A 17,029-nucleotide genomic window follows, 5' to 3' on the forward strand; every position below is an offset into this window, starting at 1 on the left:
CATGGAAAATACCCGCATTCGCGTGGGCGAAGCGCCGTTCAACGTCGGCGACGAGTACCAGTGGCTGGTGCAGTGCGACGCCGATGGCGCGGTGGTGACCTTCACCGGCAAGGTGCGCAACCATAATCTGGGTGACGACGTCAGCGCGCTGACGCTGGAACACTATCCCGGCATGACCGAGAAGGCGCTGGCGGAGATCGTGGCCGAGGCGCGCAGCCGTTGGCCGCTGCAGCGGGTGACGGTGATCCACCGCGTCGGCGCGCTGTATCCCGGCGACGAGATCGTGTTCGTCGGCGTGACCGGCGCGCACCGCAGCATGGCGTTCGCCGCCAGCGAGTTCATCATGGACTACCTGAAGACCCGCGCGCCGTTCTGGAAGCGCGAAGCCACCGGCCAGGGCGATCGTTGGGTGGACGCTCGCGACAGCGATCGCGAGGCCGCGCAGCGCTGGCACGACGCGGCTAAATAACGCGTCAACAGCGGAAACAAATCAAGACCTTTGCCGCTTTCGCCCGGCATATTCTGTGGTACGCTTATAGCAGGCGAAGCCCCGTTCGCGGGGCTTCGGAATCTTGTTTACAACGCAAAAGGTAACCGTCATGGACCGATATCCACGCTCTAATGGTTCAATCGTCGAACGTGCCAACAGCGGCATTCAGGCCTACATGGCGCAGGTTTACGGCTGGATGACCTGCGGTCTGCTGCTGACGGCGTTCGTTTCCTGGTATGCGGCCAACACGCCCGCGATCCTCAACTTCATCTTCTCCAGCCAGATCACCTTCTTCGGCCTGATCATCGCTCAACTGGCGCTGGTGTTCGTGATCTCCGGCATGGTCAACCGCCTGAGCGGCGCGGTGGCCACTTCGCTGTTCATGCTGTACTCGGCGCTGACCGGGCTGACGTTGTCGAGCATCTTCATTGCCTACACCTACAGCTCGATCGCCAGCACCTTCGTGGTCACCGCCGGCATGTTCGGCGCCATGAGCCTGTATGGCTACACCACCAAGCGAGATCTGAGCGGCTTCGGCAGCATGCTGTTCATGGCGCTGATCGGCATCGTGCTGGCCTCGCTGGTGAACATCTGGCTGAAAAGCACCGCGCTGATGTGGGCGATCACCTACATCGGGGTGGTGGTGTTCGTCGGCCTGACCGCGTACGACACGCAAAAACTCAAGGCGATGGGCGAGCAGCTGAACGCCGATGATAAAGACAGCTTCCGCAAGTACGCCATCGTCGGCGCGCTGACGCTGTATCTCGATTTCATCAACCTGTTCCTGATGTTGTTGCGTATCTTCGGCAACCGCCGCTAAATCCGTGGTCTTTCAAGCAGCAGCTTGAAATCCACAGGACTTACCAGGCTCTGCATGTGACATGCAGAGCCTTTTTTATGCGATCTTGCGGCGGAACAGCGCGTAGGCGGCGCTGCCGGTGGTGGCGGTGATCACCAGCAGCGGCCACAGGCTGTGCCAGATGATGCTGAAACTGGCGTCCTTCAGGTAGATCTGCTTGGTGATGTCGGTGAAGTGGCGTATCGGGTTAACCCAGGTCAGATCCTGCAGCCACACCGGCATATTCTCTACCGGCGAGACGTAACCCGAGAGCAGGATCGCCGGCATCATGAACACGAACACGCCGATGAACGCCTGCTGCTGAGTGGCGCACAGCGACGAGATCAGCAGGCCGAAACCGACCAGCGACAGCCCGTAGATCAGCATGGTGGCATAGAACAGCAGCAGCGATCCGGCGAACGGGATCTGATACAGGAAGATGCCGATCAGCAGCACGATGCTGGCCTGGAAGCTGGCGACGATCAGCGCCGGCACCGCCTTGCCGATAAAGATCTGCCAGGTGGTGAGCGGCGAGACCAGCAGCTGTTCCAGCGTGCCCTGTTCGCGTTCGCGCGCCACCGACAGCGAGGTGACGATCAGCACGCCGATGGTGGTGATCATGGCGATCAGCGACGGCACCACGAACCATTTGTAGTCCAGATTCGGGTTATACCAGTTGCGCACCACCAGCTCGCTGTTGTTGGGTTTAGCGCGGTTGCCGAGCAGCTCGTTCTGATATTCCTGCACGATCTGCTGCACGTAGTTGGCGGCGATCTGCGCGCTGTTGGAGTTGCGCCCGTCGAGCAGCAGCTGCAGCGGCGCGGTGTTGCCGGTGGCGATATCGCGCGAGAACTGCGCCGGGAAGCGGATCAGCAGCAGCGCCCGCTGGTTGTCGATGGTGGTCCTTATCTCCTGCGGGCTGCGCAGCAGCAGCACGTGTTGAAAGGCCTTGGCCTTGGCGAAGCGCTGGGTCAGCTCTACCGAGGCCTGGCCGCTGTCCTCGCTGTAGACCGCGATGGTGGCGTTGGTGACTTCCAGCGTCGCGGCGAACGGGAACAGCAGCACCTGCAGGATCACCGGCATGATTAAAATGGCGCGGGTTTGCGGATCGCGCAGCAGCGCCTGCATTTCCTTGATGATGAGCGTCAACAGACGATGAAACATCGCTTTTCTCCTCAATCCAGCCGGCGCTGGGTTTTCCAGGCCGTCAGGCCGATGAACACCACCGCGGAAGCGATCAGGAACAGCAGATTGATCAGCAGCACGGTGCCGACGTTGCCCGCCAGGAACAGCGTTTGCAGCGTGCTGACGAAGTAGCGCGCCGGAATGATGTAGGTCACCGCGCGCACGATGGCCGGCATGCTGTCGATCTGGAAGATGAAGCCGGACAGCATGATCGACGGCAGGAAGGCGGCGTTCAGCGCCACCATCGCCGCATTGAACTGATTGCGGGTGAGGGTGGAGATCAGCAGGCCCATGCCGAGGGTGCTGGCGAGGAACAGGCTGCTGATCAGCAGCAGGATCAGCAGCGAGCCGCGATAGGGTACGCCGAGCACCCACACCGCCACCGCCATGCACAGTGCCATGGCGGCCATGCCGAGGAAGTAATAAGGGATCAGCTTGGAGAGCAGCAGCTCGCTGCGCGTCACCTGGGTGGACAGCAGGGCCTCCATGGTGCCGCGCTCCCATTCGCGGGCGATCACCAGCGAGGTGAGGATGGCGCCGATCACCGTCATGATGATGGTGATGGCGCCGGGAATGATGTAGTGCCGGCTGATGGCCGCCGGGTTGAACCAGTAGCGCATCTGTACGTCAATCAGCGGTTTGTCGCTGTTGCCCCGATCGGTGGCGCGCTGCTGCTGCCAAACTTGCCATACGCCCTGGGCATAACCCTGCACGAAGTTGGCGGTGTTCGGCTCGCTGCCGTCGGTGATCACCTGGATGGGGGCGCTGTCGTGCGGGCGCGCCATGCGCTGGTCGAAGTCCACCGGGATCACCACCAGGCCGCGGATCGTGCCGGCCTGCATCTGCTGGATCAGCTGTTGGCGGTTGTCGCTGATGGTCGGTTCGATATAGGGGGAACCGGCGAATGCCTGGGCCAGATCGCGCGCGTCTTCGCTCTGTTGCTCCATCAGAATGCCCAGATGCAGCTTGCTGGAGTCCAGGTTGATGCCGTAGCCGAAGATAAACAGCAGCATCAGCGGGATGACGAAGGCGATCAGGCCACTGCTGGGATCGCGCAGTATCTGCCGCGTTTCCTTCAGGCACAGCGCGCGCAGCCGGCGCCAGGAGAAGCCGCCGTCGTCGATTGGGGTGCGGTTATCGCTCACCGTGATTCCTCCTCATCGTAACCCTGCACCAGCTCGATAAACGCCTGCTCCATCGAGGGGTTGGGATTGTCGTCGCGCGCCACCTGCTGTTTGAGATCGTCCGGCGTGCCGGCGGCGATGATCTTGCCGCGGTATACCAGGCCGATGCGGTCGCAGTATTCCGCCTCGTCCATAAAGTGGGTGGTCACCATCACCGTGACGCCCTTGTCGACCATGCCGTTGATGTGCAACCAGAACTCGCGCCGCGTCAGCGGATCGACGCCGGAAGTCGGTTCGTCGAGGAACAGGATATCCGGTTCGTGCATCAGCGCGCAGGCCAGCGCCAGGCGCTGTTTGAAGCCGAGCGGCAGCGCGTCCGGCGTCTGATCGAGGATCGGCGCGAAGTTGAAGGCGCGGGACATCTCGTCGATTTTGTCGCGCTGCGCCTTGCCGCTCAGGCCGTAGACGCCGGAGAAAAACTTCAGGTTCTGCGCCACCGTCAGGTTGCCGTACAGCGAGAATTTTTGCGCCATGTAGCCGAGGCGTTGGCGCGCCTGGCCGGAGCTGGTCTTGAGATCCATCCCCAGCACCAGCGCCTTACCGCTGGAAGGGATCAGCAGGCCGCACATCATTTTGAAGGTGGTGGACTTGCCGGCGCCGTTCGGCCCGAGCAGGCCGAAAATTTCGCCGCGCCGCACCTGGAAATCAACGTGATCGGTAGCGGCGAAGTCGCCGAATTTCTTGGTCAGCTGCACCGCTTCGATCACCGTTTCACCGCTTTCACCGTTGACGGTCGGCATGATCTCCGCCAGCGCCGAGCGGTGGTTGGGGCCGCCGCCGAGCAGATCGATAAACGCATCCTCGAAGCGCGGATCCGCTTCGTCCAGTTCGGCGTCCGGTAGATCCAGCGCTTGCAACAGCTGCCGGTGATCTTCGCCTTCCTTCAGGATCAGGCGTAGATACTTGCCCTGGATCACCCCGTCGGTGACCGCCGGCAGGCAGATCGCCCGCTGCAGCAGCGATCGATGGCTGCCGGGGGGCGCGGCGATCAACACCGTGCGCCCGGCCATACGGCGGGTCAGCTCCTGCGGCGCGCCGGTGAACAGCAGCTCGCCCTCGTTGAGCAGCAGCACTTCGCGGCACTGTTCGGCCTCATCGAGATAAGACGTACTCCACAGAATCAGCATGCCGTCGTTGGCCAGCTCGTGCACCATGCGCCACAGCTCGCGGCGCGAGATCGGATCGACGCCGACGCCCGGCTCATCCAGCAACAGCACCTGAGGTTCGCCCACCAGCGTGCAGGCCAGGCCCAGCTTTTGCTTCATGCCGCCGGACAGCTTGCCCGCCAGGCGCTCGGTAAAGCGTGTCAGATCGGTGAATTTCAACAGCCGCTCGAAGGTCTGGCGGCGAAGATCGCCGGTGACGCCGCGCAGATCGGCGTACAGCGTCAGGTTCTCCATCACCGTCAGATCCTCATACAGCCCGAACTTCTGCGGCATGTAACCGAGGATCGCGTGCAGTTGACGATCCTGCGCGATCGGATCCAGCCCGGCGACCCGCAGTTTGCCGCTGCTGGGCTGCAGCAGCCCGGCCAGCATGCGCAGCAGGGTGGTTTTGCCGGCGCCGTCCGGGCCGACCAGCCCAATCACCGCGCCGCTGCGCAGGGTGGTGGTCAGGCTGGCGACCGCCGGTTTCTCAAGCGACGGGAAGCGCTTCTCCAGCCCTTCCAGCTCAATGGTGTGCGCCTGTTCCATGGCCGGCCTCAGGGTTTGGCGAAGCGCAAGGTGACCGGCATGCCCTGGCGCAGCGCGTCGTCGGCGTCGGTGACGATCACCCGCAGGCGGTACACCAGATCAGTGCGCAGATCCGGCGTTTCAACGCTTTTCGGCGTGAATTCGGCGGTCGGCGAGACGAAGCCGATCTTGCCGTGATAAGGCTTGCCGGGGCGGCCGTCGGTGTAGATCTCCAGTTCGGTGCCGGGCACCGCCTGGCTCAGGCTGGTTTCGTTGACGTAGGCGCGCACCCACACCGGCCGGGTCAGCGACAGGGTGAAGACCGTGCCGCCGGCGCCGAGCATGGTGCCCGGCTCCACCGCGCGGGTCAGCACCGTGCCGGCGGAAGGGGAAACCAGCGTGGCGTCTTGCAGGTTCAACTGTGCCTGCGCCAGCGCCGCCTCGCTCTGCGCCACGTCGGCCTTAGCCTGTTCGATTTCTTGCGGGCGGTTGCCGCTGCGGTATTGCGACAGCTTGTCTTTCGCCGCCTGCAGGTTGGCCTGCGCCTGATTGCGGGCGGTGCGCGCATCCTCCAGCGCGTCGGCGGAGGTGGCGTTTTTCGCCCACAGCCCCTGCTGGCGCTTCAGGAAGCTGTCGGCGTAGGCGAAGGCGGACTGGCGCTGCGCCATTTCCGACCGTACCTGGGCGATCTCTTCGGCGCGGTAACCGGCCTGCAGCAACGACAGCTTGGCGCGCGCGCTGCCGACGTTGGCTTCGGCCTGCTGCAGCGCGTTGCGGTAGGGGGCGTCGTCCAGCTTACCGAGCAGCTGGCCCGGCTGAACGGCATCGCCTTCATCCACCGTCAGCGACGCCAGGCGGCCGTCGACGCGAAAGCCGAGGTTCACCGTGCGGATGTCGACGTTGCCATACAGCGTCAGCGGCTTATCCTGCTGCTGTTGGTAATGCCATACCCCGTAAGCGGCGGCCGCGATCAGCAGAATTAACAACACGATCAAGGCACTGCGTTTTTTGTTCATAACACTCCCTGCCTGAATTTACGCGCCGTGACGTTGGCGCAGCCCAACAACCAGAATCTCGATATGCTCGCTCAGCACCGCCGCGATTTGCGCCGCTTCGCCCTCACCAATCTCTTGCCAGCCGGCCTGACGGCGGATGGTTTCGCGCGCCACGCGGAACGACAGCACCTCGCCGATCAGCGCATGGGTATGCAGCACGAGGCGGGGGGCGCGTTCGTCGATGCCGGTGGCGGCCGCCAGCAGGCGGCACAGCCGCTCGTGCATCGGCGCGATCACCTGGCTGTGGATCAGCGGGTAGGCGTCGGTCGGGGCGAGCTGTTCGCGCGACATGATTTTGCTCAGGTTCAGCGTGTGCGGCTGGGTCATCAGTTCGCTGAAGGCCAGCAGGCCACGCTGCAGCAAACGCAGCGCCGCGTCGGGTGAGCGCTGCGCGACGGGCTGTTGCCAGAAGCGATCGACCTCTTCGGCCAGCGGGGCGAACGCCTGCTGGATGAAATCGGCGAGCGACTGCGCCACGGCCAGGTACAGCCCCTCTTTAGAGCTGAAGTAATAGGTGATGGCGGCGATGTTCTGGCCGGCGCGCTGGGCGATATCGCGGGTGGTGGCGCCCTGCAGGCCATATTCGCCGAACAGGTCGGTCGCCGCGGCGAGCAGCTGCCGGCGCGCTTGCTCGCCGCGCGCCCGGCCGGCGGCCTGATGAGGTACGGAAGCTGGCATGGGTCACGCTCGAAGTTAATCAATCATATGATTAACTTTATGCCAGATTGTTTAAAACGCAACCGCTAATCACAATGAGTTATGTGATCGGCTTCAGACAATGCTGAATTTACGGCAGATTGTGCTCTCCACGCGTAAAAGTGCTTTTTATTGCGCGACTTCTGTTACAATCGCCGCCTGGTGCACTGCAGTTTGTGCCAATCCCTCGTGGTCATGCTTAATGCCCCGTCTGATCATCCTCCCAGGAAACTGCACCGAACACCGTTAGGTTAGGGGGGATCTGGAGTTTTTCTCTTTATGTCATTTGAAACCCTCGGCTTAAGTGCTGAAATTGTGCGCGCTGTTGAAGAACAGGGCTATCGCGAACCGACGCCAATTCAGCGTCAGGCTATTCCTGTCGTGCTGGAAGGTCGTGACCTGATGGCCAGCGCCCAGACCGGCACCGGTAAAACCGCCGGTTTTACCCTGCCGCTGTTGCAGCTGCTGAGCAAGCATGACCATCCGGTCAAGGGCCGTCGCCCGGTGCGCGCGCTGATCCTGACGCCAACCCGTGAGCTGGCGGCGCAGATCGGCGAAAACGTCGATGCCTACAGCAAACACCTGCGCCTGCGTTCGCTGGTGGTGTTTGGCGGCGTGAGCATCAACCCGCAGATGATGAAGCTGCGCGGCGGCGTCGATATCCTGGTGGCGACGCCGGGTCGTCTGCTGGATCTGGAACATCAGAACGCGGTTGACCTGTCCAAAATCGAAATTCTGGTGCTGGACGAAGCGGACCGCATGCTGGACATGGGCTTTATCCACGACATCCGCCGCGTGCTGGCCAAGCTGCCGGCCAAGCGTCAGAACCTGCTGTTCTCCGCCACCTTCTCCGACGACATCAAGGCGCTGGCCAACAAGCTGCTGCACAACCCGGCTTCGGTAGAAGTGGCGCGCCGCAACACCGCGTCCGAGCAGATCGAACAGAGCGTGCATTTCGTCGACAAGAAGCGTAAGCGGGAACTGCTGTCGCAGATGATCGGCGAAGGCGACTGGAAACAGGTGCTGGTGTTTACCCGCACCAAGCACGGCGCCAACCACCTGGCGGAGCAGCTGAACAAAGACGGCATCACCGCCGCGGCTATCCACGGCAACAAGAGCCAGGGCGCCCGTACCCGTGCGCTGGCGGACTTCAAAGACGGCCGCATCCGCGTGCTGGTGGCCACCGACATCGCGGCGCGCGGTCTGGATATCGACCAGCTGCCGCACGTGGTGAACTACGAGCTGCCTAACGTGCCGGAAGACTACGTGCACCGTATCGGCCGTACCGGCCGCGCGGAGCGCACCGGCGAAGCTATCTCGCTGGTGTGCGTGGACGAGCACAAGCTGCTGCGCGACATCGAGCGTCTGCTGAAGCGTGAAATTCCACGCATCGCGCTGCCGGGCTACGAGCCGGATCCGACTATCAAGGCCGAGCCGATCATCAACGGCCGCCAGGGTGGCGGGCGCGGTGCGCCGCGCGGCAACGGCGGTGGCCAGCGTTCCGGTAACGGCGGCGGTCAGCGCAGCGGTAACGCGAACGGCGGCCAGCGTGAAAACCGCGGCAACGGCAACGGCAACGGTAACGCCCGCCCGCAGGGTGACGGCCAGCGCCGTTCCGGCGCGCCTTCGCGCCGCCCGCGCAATCGCAAACCGGCCGAATAAGCCTGATTGCTCTAAGAGTAAGCCGCCGATACGGGCGGCTTTTTTTTTGCCTGGCGGAAAGGCATTTTCGTACTAGGCTGGACGGTGGCTACCCCTAGATTCCAGGAGACGGAGATGAAATTGAAGTGCGCAATTCTCGATGATTACCAGCAGGTGGCGCTCAAGATGGCGGATTGGTCGGCGCTGGCCGAGCGGGTGGAGGTGTCCGCCATCAGCGCGCACTTTACCGATGAGGCGGAGCTGGCGGTGCATCTGCAGGAGTGCGACATTCTGGTCATCATGCGCGAGCGCACGCCGATGACCGCCTCGCTGCTGGCGCGGCTGCCGAAGCTGAAGCTGCTGATCACCTCCGGCATGCGCAACGCCGCTATCGATTTGGCCGCCGCCGCCGAGCGCGGCGTGGTGGTGTGCGGCACCAGCAGCGGGTCGGCGGCGCCGATGGAGCTGACCTGGGCGCTGCTGCTCGGGCTGGCGAAGCATATCGTGCCGGAAAGCGTCGGGCTGCAAAACAACGGCCCGTGGCAGCGGGATCTCGGCGTCACCCTGCAGGGCAAAACGCTGGGGCTGCTGGGGCTGGGCAAGATCGGCGGCCAGATGGCCCGGGTGGCGCAGGCGTTCGGCATGCGGGTGCTGGCCTGGAGCCAGAACCTGACGGCGGAACGGGCGGCGCAGGAGGGGGCTGAACTGGCGCCGTCCAAACGGGCGTTGTTCGAGCAGAGCGATTTTGTCTCTATCCACCTGGTGCTGAGCGATCGCAGCCGCGGGCTGGTGGGGCGTGACGAATTGACGGCGATGAAGCCCACCGCTTACCTGATCAACACCTCGCGTGCGGCGATCGTCGATCGGGCGGCATTGGTGGACGTGCTGCAACAGCGGAAGATCGCCGGCGCCGGGCTGGACGTGTTCGAGACGGAGCCGCTGCCGGCCGACGATGCGTTTCGTCAGCTGCCCAACGTGCTGGCGACGCCGCATGTGGGCTACGTGGCGGACGACAACTACCGCGCCTACTTCACCGAGGCGGTCGAGGATATTGCGGCGTTCCTCGCCGGCCAACCGATCCGCCGGCTGGGCTGACGGCGCTTTTAATGCCCGCAGAGGCTTGTCTGGCGCGGGCATTCACCCGTATCATTGCGGGTCTTTTTTTAGCTGGGATTGGTCATGCGCGTATTATTGGCTCCGATGGAGGGCGTTCTCGATTCTTTGGTGCGTGAGTTGCTCACCGAGGTGAACGACTACGATCTGTGCATCACCGAATTTTTGCGCGTGGTCGATCAGCTGCTGCCGGCCAAGTCGTTCTACCGGCTGTGCCCGGAGCTGCGCCACGCCAGCCGCACGCCGTCGGGCACGCTGGTGCGCGTACAGCTGCTGGGGCAGCACCCACAGTGGCTGGCGGAGAACGCCGCGCGCGCGGTGGAGCTGGGCTCTTACGGCGTCGATCTCAACTGCGGCTGCCCGTCCAAGCTGGTGAACGGCAGCGGCGGCGGGGCGACGCTGCTCAAAGATCCGGAATTGATCTACCAGGGCGCCAAAGCGATGCGCGCGGCGGTGCCGGCCCATCTGCCGGTCACGGTGAAGGTGCGTTTGGGTTGGGACTCCTCCAACCGCAGTTTTGAAATCGCCGATGCGGTGCAGCAGGCGGGCGCCAGCGAGCTGACGGTGCATGGCCGCACCAAAGAGGACGGCTACAAGGCGGATCGCATCAACTGGGCGGCGATCGGCGAGATCCGCCAACGGCTGAGCATTCCGGTGATCGCCAACGGCGAGATCTGGGATTACCAGAGCGCGCAGGATTGCCTGCAGGCGACCGGCTGCGACGCCATCATGCTGGGGCGCGGCGCGCTCAACGTGCCGAACCTGAGCCGGGTGGTGAAGTACAACGAACCGCGCATGCCCTGGCCGCAGGTGGTTGAGCTGCTGCAAAAATACGTCCATCTGGAAAAGCAGGGCGATACCGGCCTGTATCACGTGGCACGCATCAAACAGTGGCTGGGCTATTTGCGTAAAGAATATGACGAAGCCAGCGAACTGTTCAGCGAAATACGCGCGCTGACGACGTCAGGGGATATTGCGCGCGTCATCTGCCGTAGCTAAAAATAAACCCGCACGCGGCGGGTTTATTTAAATCGGTATTATCAGGCGGCTTTGTCGAGACGGTTCAATTCTATCTCGATATCCTGAATGGTTTTTTCCAGCCCTTCCAGACAGGCGCCCTGTTTATTCAACAGGTCGTTAATGGCTTCGGCGAATGCCTTATTTTTGCATTCCCCCTGATCGAAGGCCAGCCAGTGTGCGGAGAGCGTTTCGGTATTCGCCTGCGCATAGTGGCGCATTTCCTTCAGCTGGGAAGCGACGTTACGTAAATTATCCAGCTGCGCCTGTGCGTTTGCATTGTTGCTCATGAATTTCTCCTTGAGTTGGCCGTTAAATAATTTCGACTGCGGGATTAAGCTTACCCCATCTAAATAAAAATATCACCCTTGGTGGCCCAGGTGGTTATTTTCTAATGAATGCGACTATATTTATTTTTCGATTGAACAAGGACTTGGGTGGAATTGTAAAAATAGATAAATACGGTTTTTTTGGCGGTTATTAACGGCCATTCCATGCGGAATGGCCGTTATTCTAACGCTTAAGAGTGATGCTTATTATGCCGCGTCCGCCAGCATAAACATGCCGTAGGGGTGTATTTCCAGATAATACTGTTCGCCGACGTTGGGCTGCAGGCGAGTGGCGTTAACCTGCAGCAAAATCTGCTGCCCATGCCACGCCACCGTGACTTCATACTGCGGCCCCATGTAGGCGACATGCTGGATCACGCAGCGCTGGCTTTCCTCGCCGTACTCGCTCAGCGTGATCGCTTCCGGCCGCACGCCCACCGTGCCGGCGCCTTCGGCGGTAAAGTGCGCGGGGCGCGGCAGGCGATAGCCGCTGATATCGACATAGTCCGCGCTGAAGCCGGCCGGGAACAGGTTGGCGTCCCCCATGAAGCTCGCCATAAAGCGCGACGCCGGCTGCCGATAGAGATCCTGCGGCGAGCCTATCTGCATGATATGCCCCTTGTTCATCACCAGCACGGTGTCTGAGACCGCGAAAGCCTCGCTCTGATCGTGGGTGACGTACAGCGACGTGATATCAAACTGCTTTTGCAGCTCGCGGATCTTTTCGCGCATGCTGCGGCGCAGGTTGGCGTCGAGGTTGCTCAACGGCTCGTCGAACAGCAGCACTTTCGGCTTGAGGATCAGCGCGCGCGCCAGCGCCACGCGCTGCTGTTGGCCGCCGGAGATCTGATCGACATAGCGATCGTCGAACCCCGCCAGATCCACCATCGCCAGCGCTTCCTGCACGCGCGCTTTCGCTTCGGCGCGCGGAATGCCGAGCATCTTCAGCCCATAGCCGACGTTTTCCCCCAGCGACATGTGCGGGAACAGGGCATAAGACTGGAACACCATGCAGATGTCACGCTGCTGGATGGAACGATGGGTAACGTCTTCACCATCAATGAATATCTGCCCGTCGCTCGGCTTTTCCAGCCCGGCGACCAGGCGCAAAATGGTGGTCTTGCCGCAGCCGGAAGGGCCGAGCAGCGTCACCATCTGCCCCCGAGGGATGGTGAGCGCGATGTTATCGATCACCGTGTTGCTGCCGAACCGTTTGGAGACGTTGCGCAGTTCAACGAAATTTTTCTGGCTCATCATGGGCTCCATTACGCCTGGTTTTTGGCTTTTGAACGGGAGATGCGTGCCTCGCCGATCAGCCAGTCAAAGAGGAAAATAATCGCCAGCATCACCACGATCAGAATTGAACCGTAGGCGATCGCCACCCCGTATTCGCCGTCTTCCACGCGGTTGAGGATGTATGCGGTGGCCACGCGGGTATCGGGGGTGACCAGGAAGACGATGGCGCTGACGGTGGTGATGGCGCGCACGAAGCTGTAGATCAGCGCCGACAGGATCGCCGGGCGCAGCAGCGGCAGCAGGATGTGCGTGATGGTGCGCAGCGAGCCGGCGCGCAGGCTGAGCGAGGCTTCGTCCAGAGATTTGTCTATCTGGCCCAGCCCGGCGATCCCGGCGCGAATGCCCACCGGCACGTTGCGCATCACCATCGAGATAATCACGATGGCGGCCGTCCCGGTGAGGTACACCGGCGCACTGTTGAAGGCGAGAATGTAAGAGACGCCGGCCACGGTGCCCGGCACCGCAAAGCACAGCATGGTGGTGAACTCGATGGTCTTTTTGCCCTTGAACTGCTGGCGCACCACGATCCAGGCGATCAGCAGGCCGAAGGCGGCGGTGATCGGCGCGGCGATCCCGGCGTACAGCAGCGTGTCGAGCAGCGAAGGCCACGCGCCGTCGCTCATGCCCTGGCCGAACAGCTTGATGAAGTTATCCAGCGTCAGCGTGTAATCCACCCCCCAGTTGACGGTGAAGCTGCCGTAGAAAATGCTGCCGTAGAGCAGGGCGTTAAAGGCTACCCACACCGCCAGCAACGCGATCACGCCCCACACCAGCGTGACCGGCAGCGGCTGTACGTCGCCGCGGTAGGATTTGCCGGACACGGTGACGTAGGAACGCTTGCCGATCCACAGGTACTGAATGCAGAACACCAGCAGCGAGAACAGCAGCAGGAAGGCGCCGAGGGTGCTGGCGGCCTGATAGTCGAGCTGCGAGCCGGTGATGTAGAAATAGATTTGCGTCGCCAGTACGTCGAAGTTGCCGCCGAGCACCAGCGGGTTGCTGAAGTCGGCCAGCGATTGCACCACCACGATCAGAAACGCGTTGGCCAGCGCCGGTTTCAGCAGCGGCACGAACACGCCGTTAAAGGTTTGCCAACGGCTGGCGCGCAGGGTGTAGGAGGCTTCTTCCAGCGAAGGATGAATGGTCTTGATCGCGCCGTCGAGGATCATGAACGCCATCGGCGTGAACGCCAGCACCTGCGCCAGCCAGATGCCGGTAAAGCCGTACAGCCAGTTGGTGTTGGTCAGGCCGAACCAGGCCACCATCCACTCGGTGACGTAGCCGGAGCGCCCCATCATCAGCGTGACGCCCAGGCCGACGACGAACGGCGGCGTGACGATGGGCAGGATGGAGAAGATGCGGCCGATAATGGCGCTGCGCCTGGCGATGCGGGTGGTGTAAATCGCCAGCACCAGGCCGAAGAAGGTGCAGCCGGCGCCCACCGCGATCGACAGGGCGATGGAGTTGAGGATCACCTGAACGATATGCGCCTGCGACAGCACGTTCATAAACGCCAGCGGCGCGAACGCACCCGTCTGGTCGGTGAACATCGGAATGAAAATCGCGATGCTCGGCCAGACGATGAAGACGCCGATCAGCGCCACGATGGTGACCAGCGCGCCGATAACGAAACGGTCGCCGCCCAGCCATTCGAGGCGGGTCAGCGCCAGCGTCATGATGGCGCCCAGCGCGGTCAATTGTACCAGGGTGGCGTAGCCTAAACCGCGCCCCGCCACCGTGGCGCTGACGACGATAAAGGCCATGCACAGCAGCGCCCAGCCGGCATCGAACGCGTGGCGCCGCCGCCGTTCACCGCCCGCTGGGGCGTAGGGGCGAAGCAGCAGCAGGCTCGGCAACAGGCACCATAGCCAGCTGACATTGCGGTGTGACCAGCCGTAGGCCGCGAGGATTTCATCGCCGGTGGACTCCAGCAGGCCGTAATCCAGGCTCCAGCTCGGCAGCAGGGCGAACGCCAGCCAGCCAAGCAAGACCCAAAGGAATATCGCATCTCGTTTTTTCACGAGATGGAGAGCATGTGTATGTGACATAAGTTTCCCGGATGTTCAGGCCGGGTAAGGCGTGAGGCTTACCCGGCAACAGGCGCAGAATGCGGGTTTATTTACCCATCTTGACTTCGCTGACCCATTTGTTGATCAGCGCCTTGCGGACCTCGGTCGAGCCGTATTTGTCCATGTCGTAGTTGATCAGTTTCAGATCGTCGAGCTTCAGCGAGTTCGGCGAGGTAGCGGCGGTGGTATTGGTCAGGATCTGATAGGACTTGCCTTTCTGCCATGCCAGTTCCTGCGCCTCTTTCGACAGCACCCAATCCACGAACAGCTTGGCGTTGTCGAGGTTGCGCGCGCCTTTGAGGATGCTGACGCCGCCGATTTCGTAGCCGGTGCCTTCACAAGGCGAGATCAGCTCAAGCGGCGCGCCCTGTTCCTTTTCGAGCGAGTAGTCATGCAGGAAACCGATGCCGATTGCCGTTTCGCCGCGGGCGGCGTTGCGCGCCGGGGCAATGCCGGACTTGGTGTACTGCGAGACGTTGGCGTTCAGCTGCTTGAGGTAATCGAACGCCTGATCGTCCCCCCACAGCTGGGCAAAGGTCGCCAGAGCGGTGTAGGCGGTGCCGGAGCTCTGCGGATCGGCGATTTGAATCTCGCCTTTGTATTCCGGCTTGGTCAGGTCTTTCCAGCACTTGGGCACCGGCAGGTTTTTCTCTTTCAGGCGCTGGGTATTGACGCCAAAGCCGAGAATGCCGACGTAGACCGCCGAGGAGTAGTTGCCTTTCAGCTTCGCCGGATCGCGGAATTGTGGCATCACCTGTTCGAGGTTTGGCGATTTATATGGCTGCAGCAGCCCCATTTCACCGGCCTGGGATTGCGGATCGAGCGTGCCGCCGTACCAGACGTCCGCCTGCGGGTTTTTCTTCTCGGCGTCCACTTTCGCCAGCGTGCTGCCGGAGCCGTTGCGGATGAACGAGGTTTTCACGTCATATTTCTCGCCGAAGGCTTTGGTTTCCGCTTCGCACATTTCATTGGTGGCGCTGCAGTAGACCACCAGGCGGCCCTTGGCGTGCGCGGCGCCGCTCAGCGTGGCCAGCGCGATGCCGGAAGCTATCAGGGTAGTGACTAAGGTTTTTTTCATTGTTTTATCCTTCTCTCGGTAGAGGTGGTAACGCTCGCCATCAGCAGCGGCATCAGCAATAAACCCATAAGAACGGCGGCGATCGACAGCAAACTGAACATGCCTGACCAGCCGTAGCCTTCGATGATCTGCGACAGCGGCCAGCCCGCCAGTGCAGCCCCCAGGTAGGCGAACAGGCCGAGAAAACCGGTGATGGAGCCCGCTGCGCCTTTGTGCCCGCATTCCACGGCGGCGAGGCCAATCAGCATCTGTGGGCCGAAGACAAAAAAACCCACCGCAAAGAAACAGCCCGCCAGCAGCGCGTAGTGATGCACCGGCGCCAGCCATAGCGCGGCGACGGAAACCATCAGCCCGAGCGTGAACAGCAAAATCATCGGCGCGCGCTGCCCGCCGAACAGCAAATCCGAGCCCCAGCCGGCGAACAGCGCGCCGAGCAGGCCGCCTACCTCGAACAGCATCACCGTGGCGTTGGCGCTGAGCAGGTTGACGCCGTGGCTTTCCGTCAGCCAGAGATTGCCCCAGTCGTTCAACGCGATGCGGATCAGGTAGACCAGCACGTAAGAGACGCCGAGCAGCCAGATCATCGGGTTCTTCAGCATCGTGGTGCGCAACATCTGCCACAGCCCCATCGGCGGGCTTTGCTGTTCCTGGCGCAGTTCCAGCGGATCGTGGCGCCACCGGCCGACCGACGGCAGGCCTTCTTCCTGCGGCGTGCCCGTCAGCCGCCGCGTGAGCCAGATGCCCAACACCATGCTGACGGCGCCCGGGATCAGCATCGCCGCCTGCCAGCCCCAGCGCTGGGCGGCGAAGGCGCTGATCAGCGGCACGATCGCGCCGCCGAGGTTGATCGACATATTCCAGCAGCCCCACCAGAAGCCGCGCTCGTTGCGCGAATACCAGTGGGTCAGCAGCCGCGCGCAGGGCGGCCAGCCCCAGCCCTGAAAGAAGCCGTTCAGCGCCCAGACCGCCAGCAGCAGCGTCAGCGATTCGCCGAAGGCGAACGCCACGTCCAGCAAGCCGGTGGCGAACAGGCCGATCCCCATAAATCTGCGCTGCCCGTGGCCGTCGTGCCACAGTCCGGCGGCGAATTTCGACAGGCCGTAGCTCAGGTAAAACAGCGAGCCGAGCAGGCCGATGTCCCCTTTATCCAGCCCCAAATCCGTTTGCAGCGCCGGCAGCACGTAATTCACGCTTTTGCGCGTCAGGTAAAAGGCGGCGTACCCGATGACCATGTACAGCAGCAGTCGCGGGCGCAGCGCGCGGTAACGATGATCGATTTCAGATGCCGAGCGTGCCTGCATAGCCGCCTCCCTGGTGCTGACTATAAGAAGGTGAAAGGGAAAGGGGATGAGAGAAAGTCCGGAG

General features: G+C 62.4%; 15 protein-coding genes. 5 read left to right on the forward strand and 10 right to left on the reverse strand.

Annotated elements, in window-relative coordinates:
• Position 1: 1 nt before the first annotated feature.
• Positions 2-469 (forward strand): molybdopterin synthase catalytic subunit MoaE, encoded by a 468-nt coding sequence (gene moaE, locus ACJ8HH_RS02210; protein WP_060451382.1) that lies wholly within the window; start codon positions 2-4, stop codon positions 467-469.
• A gap of 130 nt (positions 470-599) precedes the next feature.
• Entirely contained in the window at positions 600-1,310 is a 711-nt protein-coding gene (locus ACJ8HH_RS02215) for a Bax inhibitor-1/YccA family protein (protein WP_033637508.1), read from the forward strand.
• Between the two features lie 75 nt (positions 1,311-1,385).
• On the opposite strand, the gene ACJ8HH_RS02220 is transcribed toward ACJ8HH_RS02215, so the two are convergent.
• Genes ACJ8HH_RS02220 through cecR form a run of 5 tightly spaced genes read right to left on the reverse strand, consistent with a single transcriptional unit; the run spans position 1,386 to position 7,103 of the window.
• Complete coding sequence (locus ACJ8HH_RS02220) at positions 1,386-2,492, reverse strand: ABC transporter permease (RefSeq protein WP_060451383.1); 1,107 nt, start codon at positions 2,490-2,492, stop codon at positions 1,386-1,388.
• An 11-nt stretch (positions 2,493-2,503) separates the two neighbouring features.
• On the reverse strand, positions 2,504-3,658 hold the full coding sequence (locus tag ACJ8HH_RS02225) for an ABC transporter permease (protein ID WP_041033962.1): 1,155 nt from the start codon (positions 3,656-3,658) through the stop codon (positions 2,504-2,506).
• On the reverse strand, positions 3,655-5,391 hold the full coding sequence (locus ACJ8HH_RS02230; protein WP_041033963.1) for an ATP-binding cassette domain-containing protein: 1,737 nt from the start codon (positions 5,389-5,391) through the stop codon (positions 3,655-3,657). Before ACJ8HH_RS02230 ends, ACJ8HH_RS02225 begins: the two co-directional genes overlap by 4 nt.
• Positions 5,392-5,399: 8 nt before the next feature.
• Positions 5,400-6,386, reverse strand: coding sequence for a secretion protein HlyD (gene hlyD, locus ACJ8HH_RS02235; protein ID WP_033647110.1), 987 nt, complete (start codon positions 6,384-6,386; stop codon positions 5,400-5,402).
• Positions 6,387-6,404: 18 nt separating this feature from the next.
• Positions 6,405-7,103: a transcriptional regulator CecR gene (gene cecR, locus ACJ8HH_RS02240; RefSeq protein WP_041033964.1), complete on the reverse strand. Its 699-nt coding sequence runs from the start codon at positions 7,101-7,103 to the stop codon at positions 6,405-6,407.
• Between the two features lie 297 nt (positions 7,104-7,400).
• Between cecR and rhlE the strand changes: the two genes are divergently transcribed.
• From rhlE to dusC, 3 genes are all read left to right on the forward strand, one after another.
• Positions 7,401-8,783, forward strand: a complete 1,383-nt coding sequence (gene rhlE, locus ACJ8HH_RS02245; RefSeq protein ID WP_033653500.1) for an ATP-dependent RNA helicase RhlE — start codon at positions 7,401-7,403, stop codon at positions 8,781-8,783.
• 114 nt (positions 8,784-8,897) lie between these two features.
• Positions 8,898-9,857: a D-2-hydroxyacid dehydrogenase family protein gene (locus ACJ8HH_RS02250; protein ID WP_048321350.1), complete on the forward strand. Its 960-nt coding sequence runs from the start codon at positions 8,898-8,900 to the stop codon at positions 9,855-9,857.
• Positions 9,858-9,941: 84 nt separating this feature from the next.
• The gene (gene dusC, locus ACJ8HH_RS02255) at positions 9,942-10,874 is read left to right on the forward strand and encodes a tRNA dihydrouridine(16) synthase DusC (protein ID WP_033647104.1); all 933 of its coding nucleotides are present in this window, start codon (positions 9,942-9,944) and stop codon (positions 10,872-10,874) included.
• Between the two features lie 41 nt (positions 10,875-10,915).
• Here the strand turns inward: dusC and ACJ8HH_RS02260 are convergent, their stop codons facing one another.
• From ACJ8HH_RS02260 to uhpC, 5 genes are all read right to left on the reverse strand, one after another.
• On the reverse strand, positions 10,916-11,182 hold the full coding sequence (locus ACJ8HH_RS02260) for a hypothetical protein (RefSeq protein ID WP_004939738.1): 267 nt from the start codon (positions 11,180-11,182) through the stop codon (positions 10,916-10,918).
• 246 nt (positions 11,183-11,428) lie between these two features.
• Complete coding sequence (gene fbpC / locus ACJ8HH_RS02265; protein ID WP_033647102.1) at positions 11,429-12,475, reverse strand: ferric ABC transporter ATP-binding protein; 1,047 nt, start codon at positions 12,473-12,475, stop codon at positions 11,429-11,431.
• 11 nt (positions 12,476-12,486) lie between these two features.
• Positions 12,487-14,565 carry an ABC transporter permease gene (locus tag ACJ8HH_RS02270; protein ID WP_033647100.1) on the reverse strand — a complete coding sequence of 693 codons (2,079 nt, stop codon included), beginning with the start codon at positions 14,563-14,565 and terminating at the stop codon, positions 12,487-12,489.
• A 67-nt stretch (positions 14,566-14,632) separates the two neighbouring features.
• On the reverse strand, positions 14,633-15,664 hold the full coding sequence (locus ACJ8HH_RS02275) for an ABC transporter substrate-binding protein (protein WP_033647097.1): 1,032 nt from the start codon (positions 15,662-15,664) through the stop codon (positions 14,633-14,635).
• Positions 15,661-16,989 (reverse strand): MFS transporter family glucose-6-phosphate receptor UhpC, encoded by a 1,329-nt coding sequence (uhpC, locus tag ACJ8HH_RS02280; protein ID WP_268258858.1) that lies wholly within the window; start codon positions 16,987-16,989, stop codon positions 15,661-15,663. The genes ACJ8HH_RS02275 and uhpC overlap by 4 nt, the downstream gene beginning before the upstream one ends.
• Positions 16,990-17,029 lie beyond the last annotated feature (40 nt).

Source organism: Serratia sp. CY32780 (assembly GCF_052169135.1).
Lineage (GTDB): Bacteria > Pseudomonadota > Gammaproteobacteria > Enterobacterales > Enterobacteriaceae > Serratia > Serratia sarumanii.